Origin of the sequence: Staphylococcus sp. HMSC065D05, from assembly GCF_001813195.1 — a bacterium.
Classification (GTDB): Bacteria; Bacillota; Bacilli; order Staphylococcales; family Staphylococcaceae; genus Staphylococcus; species Staphylococcus epidermidis.
In genome coordinates this window covers 57,479-69,065 of sequence record NZ_KV811741.1, presented here as the reverse complement: position 1 = coordinate 69,065, position 11,587 = coordinate 57,479, and the positions used below count along the sequence as shown (strand labels likewise).

11 protein-coding genes are annotated in these 11,587 nt (G+C 32.9%); 7 read left to right on the top strand and 4 right to left on the bottom strand.

The annotated features are described in order from the left end of the window. Positions 1 to 424 precede the first annotated feature (424 nt). From HMPREF2897_RS04540 to HMPREF2897_RS04530, 3 genes are all read left to right on the top strand, one after another. Positions 425 to 901 (top strand): GNAT family N-acetyltransferase, encoded by a 477-nt coding sequence (locus tag HMPREF2897_RS04540; RefSeq protein ID WP_001832180.1) that lies wholly within the window; start codon positions 425 to 427, stop codon positions 899 to 901. A gap of 91 nt (positions 902 to 992) precedes the next feature. After that, complete coding sequence (locus HMPREF2897_RS04535; RefSeq protein WP_001832138.1) at positions 993 to 2,291, top strand: HD domain-containing protein; 1,299 nt, start codon at positions 993 to 995, stop codon at positions 2,289 to 2,291. A gap of 56 nt (positions 2,292 to 2,347) precedes the next feature. Further along, the gene (locus tag HMPREF2897_RS04530) at positions 2,348 to 2,854 is read left to right on the top strand and encodes a YwhD family protein (RefSeq protein ID WP_001832182.1); all 507 of its coding nucleotides are present in this window, start codon (positions 2,348 to 2,350) and stop codon (positions 2,852 to 2,854) included. A gap of 86 nt (positions 2,855 to 2,940) precedes the next feature. Here HMPREF2897_RS04530 and larC read toward each other — a convergent pair whose 3' ends face one another. From larC to larA, 4 genes are read right to left on the bottom strand one after another with little or no spacing between them, the layout of a single operon-like run. Then, positions 2,941 to 4,128 carry a nickel pincer cofactor biosynthesis protein LarC gene (gene larC / locus HMPREF2897_RS04525; protein WP_001832070.1) on the bottom strand — a complete coding sequence of 396 codons (1,188 nt, stop codon included), beginning with the start codon at positions 4,126 to 4,128 and terminating at the stop codon, positions 2,941 to 2,943. Continuing rightward, positions 4,125 to 4,901, bottom strand: coding sequence for a nickel pincer cofactor biosynthesis protein LarB (gene larB / locus HMPREF2897_RS04520; protein ID WP_001832104.1), 777 nt, complete (start codon positions 4,899 to 4,901; stop codon positions 4,125 to 4,127). The genes larC and larB overlap by 4 nt, the downstream gene beginning before the upstream one ends. Positions 4,902 to 4,915: 14 nt before the next feature. Next, a complete protein-coding gene (larE, locus tag HMPREF2897_RS04515; RefSeq protein WP_001832048.1) occupies positions 4,916 to 5,743 on the bottom strand; it encodes an ATP-dependent sacrificial sulfur transferase LarE in 828 nt (275 codons plus the stop codon). A gap of 19 nt (positions 5,744 to 5,762) precedes the next feature. Next, the gene (gene larA / locus HMPREF2897_RS04510; protein ID WP_002495845.1) at positions 5,763 to 7,031 is read right to left on the bottom strand and encodes a nickel-dependent lactate racemase; all 1,269 of its coding nucleotides are present in this window, start codon (positions 7,029 to 7,031) and stop codon (positions 5,763 to 5,765) included. A 288-nt stretch (positions 7,032 to 7,319) separates the two neighbouring features. Between larA and adhP the strand changes: the two genes are divergently transcribed. The 4 genes from adhP (at position 7,320) to argS (ending at position 11,381) form a co-directional block, all read left to right on the top strand. Next, positions 7,320 to 8,342: an alcohol dehydrogenase AdhP gene (gene adhP / locus HMPREF2897_RS04505; protein ID WP_002445783.1), complete on the top strand. Its 1,023-nt coding sequence runs from the start codon at positions 7,320 to 7,322 to the stop codon at positions 8,340 to 8,342. Positions 8,343 to 8,424: 82 nt separating this feature from the next. After that, entirely contained in the window at positions 8,425 to 8,817 is a 393-nt protein-coding gene (locus HMPREF2897_RS04500) for a hypothetical protein (RefSeq protein WP_002445784.1), read from the top strand. A 489-nt stretch (positions 8,818 to 9,306) separates the two neighbouring features. Next, on the top strand, positions 9,307 to 9,723 hold the full coding sequence (locus HMPREF2897_RS04495; RefSeq protein ID WP_002458357.1) for a YwiB family protein: 417 nt from the start codon (positions 9,307 to 9,309) through the stop codon (positions 9,721 to 9,723). Continuing rightward, a complete protein-coding gene (argS, locus tag HMPREF2897_RS04490) occupies positions 9,720 to 11,381 on the top strand; it encodes an arginine--tRNA ligase (protein ID WP_002445807.1) in 1,662 nt (553 codons plus the stop codon). Before HMPREF2897_RS04495 ends, argS begins: the two co-directional genes overlap by 4 nt. The last annotated feature ends 206 nt before the right edge of the window (positions 11,382 to 11,587 follow it).

The following is an 11,587-nucleotide window of genomic DNA, read 5'->3' as shown; positions in this document are numbered from 1 at the left end:
TGGTTAGCTATATTTTTTACTTTGCAACAGAACCAAATTATTTATAAGTAGGAAGATAGACGACATTGATAACATTATTTTTGGTAGAAATCGTCCAAAAGCTAACGTAGTGCAATTCATAAAGTAAGCATTTAATCATGTAAAAGAATGGAATGGGGAAATAACCAAATCATGATTTTAAGAAGGTTAGTATGAAATTATAGTATTGAGTGATTATTTAATGATTGCTTTAAAATTTTAAATAATTAGAAATATGTGTATAAAAAATATTGTGTCAAATAATCATATTTAAAAAGTTGTAGTTATTAATAGTTCTAAAATAAATTTTGTGAAGCTTTTTGAATGTCTAGATTGAATTAAGGTATCATACATGTGGTATAATGCCTATATTAATAGTCAAGTAAATAGTTAGGGGAGAAGTCACATGTATAGTGTCAGACAAGCAACTGAAAAAGATGCTGTAGCGATAAGAGATGTTGCGACAAAAGCTTGGTATAACACATATTTAAATATTTATGCTGCTTCAACAGTTAATGAACTGTTGGCCGCTTCATATAATGAAACGCATTTAAAAAAGAGATTAAATGAGCAATTATTTTTAGTGGCAGAAGAAGATAGTGAGATTGTTGGTTTTGCAAATTTCATTTATGGTGAAGAGCTTTATTTATCTGCACACTATGTTAGACCTGAATCTCAGCATAAAGGTTATGGAACTCGTTTGCTAGAAGCGGGGTTAAAAAGGTTTAAAGACCAGTATGAAACAGTTTATCTAGAAGTTGATAACAATAATAGCAATGGCATCGAATATTATCAGAATCATGGATTCGAGATTATTCGCTCATATCAACCTGAAATGTATGGTGAAATCATGGATTTAGCTTTAATGAAGAAATCATTTTAACAATCACATAAATAATTAAGATTGTTTCGTCTAGAGATATGAGAAATAAAAAATAAATATTTTTTGGAATATATAGGATAGGAGGGAAAGTATGACGCTATCATCATATGCAACGAGTAAATTAACAGAAGAAAAGGTATTTAAAGATCCAATTCATCGATTTATCCACGTACAGGATCAATTGATTTGGGATTTAATTAAAACAAAAGAATTCCAACGTTTGAGACGTATTAAACAACTAGGTACTTTATATTTATCTTTTCATACAGCCGAACACAGTCGTTTTGGACACTCTTTGGGTGTTTATGAAATTGTGCGTCGAATGATTGATGAGACATTTATAGGACAAGACGCGTGGGATAATACAGATCGGCCACTCGCGTTGTGTGCTGCGTTGTTACATGATTTAGGTCATGGTCCTTTCTCTCATAGTTTTGAAAAAATATTTAATACAGACCATGAAGCATTTACACAAGCTATTATTACAGGAAATACTGAGGTTAATGGTGTACTAAGTCGAGTCTCTGATAACTTTCCTAAACAAGTAGCTGATGTAATTAATAAAACGCACGATAATAAGCTTGTTATTTCTATGATTTCCTCACAAATTGATGCTGATCGAATGGACTATTTACAAAGAGATGCATATTTTACAGGCGTAACGTATGGCTCATTTGATATGGAGCGTATTTTAAGGTTGATGAGACCATCTAAAGAAGAAGTGTTAATTAAAGATAGTGGTATGCATGCTGTCGAAAATTTCATTATGAGTCGTTATCAAATGTATTGGCAAATATATTTTCATCCAGTAAGCCGTGGTGGAGAAGTTTTATTAAACAATTGTTTAAAACGAGCTAAGCAGCTTTATAATGAAGGATATGAATTTAAAATGTATCCAAAAGACTTCATACCATTCTTTGAAGGAACAATGACGATTGAACAATATGTGGAACTTGATGAAGCAGTTGTATTGTATTACTTGAAGAAATGGATTCATGAAAATGATCCAATATTAAGTGATTTATCAAGACGGTTTATCAATAGAGATTTATTTAAATATATTCCTTTCGACGGTTCAATTATTACCATTTCTGAATTGCAAGAATTATTTGAAGCGGGTGGTATTAATCCTGATTATTACTTTGTAAGTGAAGCATTTTCAGATTTACCTTATGATTATGATCGCCCGGGATCAAATCGTAAACCGATTCATTTATTAAAAAGTAATGGTGGAATTACAGAAATAAGTAATCAATCATTGGTAATCAATAGTATTACAGGGATTAATAGAGAAGACCATAAATTATATTATCCTAAAGAAATGATTTTAAAGATTAAAGATTATCAAATTAAAGGTTCTATTATTAACTTGCTTAATGAATTAAACTAACTGTTAAGAATAAGATATATCGTTTTTATTTAATGACTTATTAGGAGGTGTCTCGTTTGTCTGAGAAAAAAGGTTTCAATTTCAATATTATAAAAAATGATCCACTAGATGGTCATAAAGGAACTAATATTGGTTCAATTAGTTTAGATAATATTGCCCCGGTTTTTATAGATATTGAAAATCAGAAGGCATTTGTTGATATTGGTGGTATGCATGCACGTGCTGAAGTTGAAAAGGGTGTCAAGTGGATTACTGACAAATCGCAAGTTGAAGGTGAGGAGGCTAAAGCATACTGGCTATGTTGGGTGACGACCGAACGTAGTGAACAAGGACCATATTATGCGGGTGTGACTGCATGCTATTTATTAGTTAACAAAAGTATTAGACGTGGTTATAAGAGCATGCCAGAACATGTTAATATGATGGATAAGTCCATGAAACATCAATTTATCATTGACCAAATCGGTGATGATAACAAACAAATTTTAAAAGAATTTCTACAGAATCATAACGTTGAAATGTGGAATAATTCTAGTGAAGAACTATATCGAGCATTTGAATAGAATAAAAGGATAGATGACAGTTTTATGTAGAATGACTGTCCCTATCCTTTTTTTGATGTGCAAAATTTAAATGAATAAGACTTAATTTATTGAAGTATATCTCCTATACGATATGTTTGATAGAGTTGTTGTAATACCTCGTTATGAATTACTTGAAACGGTTGGTTTGTAGTTTTAGCCATCTTCTTCAAATCTTCATACTCGGGTTTCATTTTCATAATTTTTCCATTTTGTAGACCAAATTTAATGGAAACAGTGCCGTGTTGTGTAGAAAGAATTTTAAACGCGCGATTCAAGATCTTTCTATTAACAGAAGTACTTCTGACGCCTAAAGAACTTGTTTCTTGTAAGATAAGTTGTTCGAAATATATCTTATCATGTAATTTACATATTAACGTTAACTGCGTGCTTGGGCGACTTTTTTTCATAAATATAGGCGTATAGTAAGCATCTAAAGCACCTTGTTCTAACGCATTATTCATAAAATCACCTAATGCTTCAGGGGTCATATCATCTATTTGACACTCTATTACTTGAACGCTATCTTGTTGCTCGAATTCAGAGTCAAATTGAATAACCCTTAATATATTAGGGAAATTAAAATCCTTACTGCCAGCACCATAGCCTATATGTTGTATTGTTGCTGAAGGAAATGGCCCAAACGATGAAACGAGTCCCTTAGCAAATGCAGCACCAGTAGGGGTTGTGAGTTCACTTTGAACATCAAAATGTGCGATTGGGATACCTTTAAGAATTTCAGCAGTAGCAGGTGCAGGGATTGGATAAATGCCATGAGCAATATGGATTTTACCATGACCTGTTGGAATAGCTGAACAGTATAATGTGTTAATCCCTAGTTGTTCTAGAGCAATACACCCACCAATAATATCGATAATAGAGTCCATTGCCCCTACTTCATGAAAGTGAACTTCTTCAAACGACATGCCATGAATTTTAGCTTCTGCTTGGCCAATAATTTCAAAAATTTTCTTACTGCGATATTTAACTCTTTCCGGAAGAGTACTGTCATCTATCATTTTAAATATATCATTAACGTGACGATGATGATTTGATTCTTTAACATCAATGTTTAATGTCATTGCATGAATACCTTGTTTTACTCTTTTTTGAAAATGTAGCTTAAATTGATCTAAAGGTAACTTTTTTAGTTCTGATTCAATGTCTTCAGGGTGTGCGCCTAAATCAACTAAAGCAGAAAGTAGCATATCTCCGGCAATACCTGCGTGGCAATCTAAATACAATGCTTTTGTCATAAAGATACCTCACTCTCTTTATTTTCTAGCATATGGATAATCTGTGCAGCGTTGTAACCGCCACCAAATCCATTATTGATATTTAATACGCTGGTTCCGGGTGCACAACTATTTATCATTGATAATAGGGTGGTAACCCCATTCAAGTTTGCTCCATAACCTATACTCGTTGGTACTGCATATATAGGGTGGTTGACTAATCCTCCAACAACACTTGCTAAAGCGCCTTCCATTCCAGCTATAACGATTGAAACTTTACCTTTGCGTATATCATGAATGTTGGATAATAAGCGATGAATTCCTGAAACCCCGACATCATAAAATCGTTTTACACTTACTCCCATGATTTCAGCGGTTAACGCAGCTTCTTCTGCAATAGGTAAATCAGAAGTTCCAGCACAAAGTACAGAAACATAATATTTAGATTGTGGTATATCATTCAGTGGCGTGCTAATTAACTGTGCAGTTTGATGATATTCCAACTTTGGATAATGTTGTAAAATATATTTTGCTTTCATTTCATCAACACGTGTCACTAGAATAACTTCATTATGAAATATCAAACTAGAGATGATTTTAGTGATTTGTTCTTTTGTTTTTCCTTGCCCAAAGATAACTTCGGGAAACCCTTGACGCTGTGCTCTATGTAAGTCAATTTTAGCAAAGCCCAATTCGTCATAATGACTGAGTTGGGCTTTAGCATCATTAATAGATAGTTGATTTGATTTTACAGCTTTGAGCACCTCTTCTATAGAATTATAACTATGGCTCATAGGTACTCACATCCTTATTTAAAACTTGTAGATTTGGTATCAATGATTTCATTCATACTACCTGTACGATAGCCTTCTAAATCCATTGTTACATAGTCAAATCCTAATTCTTTCAAATGTAATATGATACTGTCTTTCAATTTAAGAAGATTAGTTAATTGATCTTCTGTTACTTCAATGCGTGCTATGTTGTGATGATAGCGTACTCGTACGTGGTTGATACCTAGGCTTAAAATGAATTTTTCTGCTTCGTTGACCTTGTTAACTTTTGTGAAACTTAATTCCTCACCATAAGGTATTCTTGATGCTAGACTACATAAGGCTGGTTTATTCCATACAGGCAAGTCATGTTGATGACTTAATTCTCTAACTTCAGATTTATATAGTTTTGCTTCTTGTAAAACGCTACGCACACCAAAGTCGTCTCTTGCTTTTAATCCGGGACGAAAATCATCTAAGTCATCCATAATCATACCGTCTAGCACATAATTAAATCCTAGTTTATTCTTAATATTCTCAAGTTGACTATACATCAAGCGCTTGCTATAGTACCAACTTTCGGGCGTGTTTTTAACGATATTCGCATCTTGAAGTTCAGACATTTCAGTTTCTAATACTTCAACACCTAGACTTTGTCCAAGTTTAAGCGCTAGTTCAAACTCTTCATTTCTAAATAATTCTGATTTTACTACAACAGGTTTAACATAATTAACACCTAAAACATCAATCGCTTTTTTCAGTAACAAGCTACTATCTACTCCACCTGAGAAGGCAATGACTACACTCTGCATGTCTTTCAATAGTGCGTCTAATTTCATTTCTTTAGTATTTAATTCAGTCATAGTTTCCATCCTCCATTTATTATTCTTTGTCTTCTACGTACGGTATCGTTAAAGGACCTTGTGGCATAACACCAATGGTTAATTTACGACCATATCGATGTTCTAATTCTTGTATTGTATGTTCAATGTTAGAGGTTGGGATTAACATCGAGTCTTTAAGTTGTTGGTCAGTAAGTTCTGAATAAACATGCACATTGGCAAAAGTTTGAATACTTGCTTGTTTTTGTACTTGCCATTGGTCAACTTCCTTAAAGTTTGGATCGTGAATAAGTTCTAAAATACCTTGAGGTGTGTCTGCCATTTTGAAAATTTCGGCAAATTTACCATGATCAGGAAAGCCATCTGCACATTCAGATACCATAATAATATGACCGTCTTTTTTTACAATTTTACTCGCTGCACTCATCCCTTTTACTGTTTGATATAAATTTTGATCTAAAGGATAGCCAGAATTTGATGCGATAACAATATCAAAGTGTTGATCACATTTAAACATTGCATGTTCTTTTACATATGCGCATCCTTCTTTGTGTGTATCAAAGATTTCACCAGCAAATGCTGCAGTAATTTCTTTACTTTTATTCAATGCAACGTTAAGTAAAAAGTCAGGTTTACACATACGGTTAACTTCCCGTGCCATGTCTTGAACTGGATTATCTTCTAAATTTCCCCACGTTGATCTCGAATCGCCAATCATCTTTGCATTATGAAAAGTTTGAATTGTTTCTAAACCTGCAATTCCAGGCATTATCCCTTTAGGTCCCCCTGAAAATCCGGCAAAAAAGTGAGGTTCAATAAAACCTGTTACAATTTTAAAATCGGATTCTACATATGCTTTGTTTAAATATACATCACATCCATATTGACTGTGTCCCACTTTAGCTAGACTTTCTTTTTCTGAGCAATGATTGTGAACGATTTTTACTGAATTTACAATATCTTCACCTAACATTTGAATCAATTCATCTCGCGTTTGATCTCGATGAGTCCCTGTACCATTAATAATTACGAAATTCTCACGAGGAACATGATTTAATTCCTCAATTAGTAAAGGTACAAGAATATGGTTAGGCGTTGGACGTGTTATATCACTAATAACAATAGAAACAATATCATTACTGTTTACCATTTCTTTTAAAGATTTAGAATTTGTGGGGTTTCTTAATACATTTTTAATTGCTGATTCATAGTCTTGAATAGCATTGATGTTTTGAGGCTCTATGATTGTGCTATCATCAGGCACATTGATTTCAATTTCAGATTTTCCATATAAAACTTGCGACTTCACTTTCATCCCCTCCGATTAAGATTTTTAAAATACACATCTTCATCCCCAGAATTATAAGGTGTGATTAAGAGCGATGACTTTTCACTAACATGATATATATAGTTAAAAAATTAAAATATATGAATAAAGCATAAAATATGCTATAAAAGTGACGATATTATGTCGCTCTATATACAATTTACAAAAAATTCAGTATAAATGAAAGGACTTTTGGAAAACGATTTCAAAAGAGTGTAAAATAAGGGTGGAAGTAATAGAATTACACTTTAATACTAGGGAGGGCTTTTTATGAAAGCAGCTGTAGTAACCAAAGATCACAGAGTAAGTATTGAAGAAAAACGTTTAAGAGAATTAAAACCTGGAGAAGCATTAGTAAAGACTGAATATTGTGGTGTATGTCACACTGATTTACATGTTAAAAATGCAGATTTCGGTGACGTAACAGGTGTAACGCTAGGACATGAGGGAATTGGACGTGTCATTGAAGTTGCTGATAACGTAGATTCATTAAAGGTAGGGGATCGTGTATCTATAGCATGGATGTATGCAGCATGCGGTAATTGTGAGTATTGCACAACTGGTAGAGAAACATTATGCAGGGATGTTCTTAATGCCGGATATACTGTTGACGGGGCAATGGCTGAAGAAGTCATTGTTGATGCGAATTATGCAGTTAAAGTTCCCGAAAATCTTGATCCAGCGGCTGCTTCATCTATTACCTGTGCAGGTGTGACAACATATAAAGCAGTAAAAGTGAGTGGCATCGAACCAGGACAATGGTTAGGCGTATTTGGTGTGGGCGGATTAGGTAATTTAGCATTGCAATACGCCAAAAACGTAATGGGCGCGAAAGTTGTTGCATTCGACATTAATGATGATAAATTAAATTTTGCTAAAGAGCTTGGTGCTGATGCAATCATAAATTCAACTAATGTTGATCCTATTGAGGAAGTTAATCGTCTAACGAATAATAAAGGATTAGATGCAACGGTGATTACTGCTGTAGCTAAAACACCTTTTAATCAAGCAGTGGATGTTGTTAAGGCGGGTGCACGTGTGGTAGCAGTAGGACTTCCAGTAGACAAAATGGATTTAGATATTCCACGTTTAGTGCTTGATGGAATTGAAGTCGTTGGCTCATTAGTTGGTACCAGACAAGATTTAAGAGAAGCATTTCAATTTGCTGCCGAAAATAAAGTTATTCCTAAAGTCCAATTAAGACAATTATCTGAAATTAACGATATTTTTGATGAAATGGAAAAGGGAACAATCACAGGTCGAATGGTCATTGATATGAAAAGCTCGCACTAAAAGTGAACATAAAAGATAATATAATATTTGGAAATTATATTATCTTTTAATTTGTGAATGTAAAAAAGGGAAGGGATTAATTATGCAATTTAAATTAAAAGAAGATAAAATTTTAGAGTTTTTAGATTTAAATTTTCCACAACAAACATTTGAAAAGGGGCGTCTCCTAATTGGGCAAAATAAGAGACAACCATTACACGTTTATTATTTTGGAGAAAAATTCTTGGCTCTTTTAAATGTAAATTTTAACACTTTTGAATATATTAAAGTAGATGAAGTCGATTATAATGATATAAAAAAAATCACTTTAAAAGACGGACTACTTTTTAAAAAAATGTTTATTGAGACTGAGGATTTTATGTTTAATTATAGTACATCTAAAGCTCTTTTAAGTGATTTTCAAAATAATAATTTTAATCACTTTATTCAAAATAAAAAAGAGCGTGTAATATTTGAAGATGGACATTTCATCTAAAATATATGAATGAAAATTAACTCGAACCTTAAATATTTTATAGAAATGAAATTTGATAATGCTATAATATATTATAGATTTAAAAATATTTTGAGGAATATGAGGTTAAAAGATGAAAAAGACAATGTTCATCATTGCAACAATGATATTCGGCATCGTATATTTCGATAAATATAGATTTTTATTAAAAAAATATAAAACTGACATTATTGATGTTGAATAATAGCAAATCTGATTGAAGTGATAGGTGACATTTATATTGAATGTGTGAGCTCTCTGTGGCAACAATATCTAGAATAGGAAAGTGCCACTTTCACATCAGTTATGAATTGTGAATATGTAAAAAGAATCTGAGACAAAATTGATGTTTCAGGTTCTTTTCATATTGTGTAAATTTTTGACATGAACACATGTCTTGAGTACTACAAGCAATAGCAGTTTTATGCTATAATGACATTTATTATTGTAAGGGTTAAGGTGAGTAGTAAATTGAATAAAAATATTAACATTCAAACCCATCAAGTTTTGAAACAGAATGGTGAAAAGCAGAGATTTGAGTTTACTACAAAAGGTTTTTGGCAACAAAAATTTGCAGATTTTATACGTTACGAAGAACAAATTGAAGATGCTAAAGTCAATGTTACGATTAAAATTGAAGATACCGGTGTAAAGTTAATTCGTAAAGGTGACATTAATATGAACTTACATTTCGTCGAAGGACATGAGACGACAACACTCTATGATGTACCTGCCGGAAAAATACCTTTAACTGTTAAAACATTAAGTCTTAAGCATTTCGTCACTCATAATGGCGGTAAGCTAAAAATACATTATGAGTTATATCAAGATGAACAAAAAATGGGTTCTTATCAATATGAAATAAATTATAAGGAGATAAGTGAATGAGTATAATCGATCAGGTTAAACAAACGCTAATAGAAGAAATAGAAGTTAGTATTAGAAAAGCTAACCTCGCAGAAGATATTCCAGAAATCAAAATTGAAATACCTAAAGATCCTAAAAATGGAGATTATTCTTCTAATATTGCTATGGTTTTAACAAAGATTGCTAAGCGTAATCCCCGTGAAATTGCGCAAGCTATTGTCGATCATTTAGATACAAGCAAAGCACACGTTAAACAAGTTGATATTGCTGGGCCAGGTTTCATCAACTTTTATCTGGATAATCAATATTTAACAGCCATTATTCCAGAAGCTATCACAAAAGGTGATCGATTTGGATATGCAACACAATCTAAGAATACTAACATTTTATTAGAATATGTATCAGCTAATCCAACAGGAGACTTACATATTGGTCATGCTAGAAATGCAGCTGTAGGCGATTCTTTAGCTAATATTCTCATTGCGGCTGGTTACAACGTTACACGTGAATATTATATTAATGACGCAGGTAATCAAATCACTAATTTAGCACGATCAATTGAAGCACGATACTTTGAAGCTTTAGGTGATACGAGTTATGAGATGCCGGCGGATGGTTATAATGGTAAAGACATTATTGAAATCGGGAAAGACCTCGCTGTTAAACATCCAGAAATAAAAGACTACACTGATGAAGAACGCTTAAAAACATTTAGACAACTTGGTGTCGATTATGAAATGGAAAAATTGAAAAAGGATTTATCTGACTTTAACGTGCACTTTGATAATTGGTTTAGTGAAACATCTTTATATGAAAATGGCGCGATTGAAAATACATTATCTAAAATGAAAGAACTAGGCTATACGTATGAAGCAGATGGTGCAACTTGGTTACGTACAAGTGACTTCAAAGACGATAAAGATCGTGTATTAATAAAAAAAGACGGTAATTATACTTATTTCACACCAGATACGGCTTATCACTACAATAAGATTAATAGAGGAAATGATATTTTAATTGATTTAATGGGTGCTGATCACCACGGTTATATTAATCGTCTCAAAGCTAGCTTAGAAACATTTGGTGTAGACAGCGATCGTCTTGAAATTCAAATTATGCAAATGGTTCGCCTTATGCAAAATGGAGAAGAAGTGAAGATGAGTAAGCGTACAGGCAATGCGATTACTTTACGTGAAATTATGGATGAAGTCGGTATCGATGCTGCACGTTATTTCTTAACAATGCGTAGTCCTGATTCTCATTTTGACTTTGATTTAGAGTTAGCTAAAGAGCAATCTCAGGACAATCCAATTTATTACGCACAATATGCACATGCACGAATTTGCTCTATTTTAAAGCAAGCTAAAGAACAAGGTATTGAAGTGTCTACTGATGCAGACTTTTCTAAAATAAATAATGATAAAGCAATAGACTTATTAAAAAAAGTAGCAGAATTTGAATCAACGATAGAGAGTGCAGCCGAACATCGCGCACCTCATCGTCTAACTAATTATATTCAAGATCTAGCTGCAGCATTCCATAAATTTTACAATGCTGAAAAAGTGCTTACAGATGATACAGAAAAAACTAAAGCATATGTAGCTATGATTGAAGCGGTGCGTATTACCTTGCACAATGCATTAGCATTAGTAGGTGTCACAGCACCAGAATCTATGTAAAACTTCATAAAATAGATACACGAGAGCCTGACATATTTATATGTACAGGCTCTTACATTTACATATGCATACCCAAAAGAAAAAATAAGCATAGCAAACCGAGATTGGGGTACAGCATAAAGTTTGTTATAAAAGGAATATCAACAATTAGGTAGGACAACACCTCAGACTTCTTGGGAAAATTGGATAATGTAGCATGCGAGATA

Bases quoted from the DNA above. Each gene is read 5' to 3' on its own strand.
- argS (WP_002445807.1), top strand. From the start codon at position 9,720: ATGAGTATAATCGATCAGGTTAAACAAACGCTAATAGAAGAAATAGAA.
- adhP (WP_002445783.1), top strand. From the start codon at position 7,320: ATGAAAGCAGCTGTAGTAACCAAAGATCACAGAGTAAGTATTGAAGAA.
- HMPREF2897_RS04540 (WP_001832180.1), top strand. From the start codon at position 425: ATGTATAGTGTCAGACAAGCAACTGAAAAAGATGCTGTAGCGATAAGA.
- HMPREF2897_RS04500 (WP_002445784.1), top strand. From the start codon at position 8,425: ATGCAATTTAAATTAAAAGAAGATAAAATTTTAGAGTTTTTAGATTTA.
- larE (WP_001832048.1), bottom strand. From the start codon at position 5,743: ATGACTGAATTAAATACTAAAGAAATGAAATTAGACGCACTATTGAAA.
- larC (WP_001832070.1), bottom strand. From the start codon at position 4,128: ATGACAAAAGCATTGTATTTAGATTGCCACGCAGGTATTGCCGGAGAT.
- HMPREF2897_RS04535 (WP_001832138.1), top strand. From the start codon at position 993: ATGACGCTATCATCATATGCAACGAGTAAATTAACAGAAGAAAAGGTA.
- larB (WP_001832104.1), bottom strand. From the start codon at position 4,901: ATGAGCCATAGTTATAATTCTATAGAAGAGGTGCTCAAAGCTGTAAAA.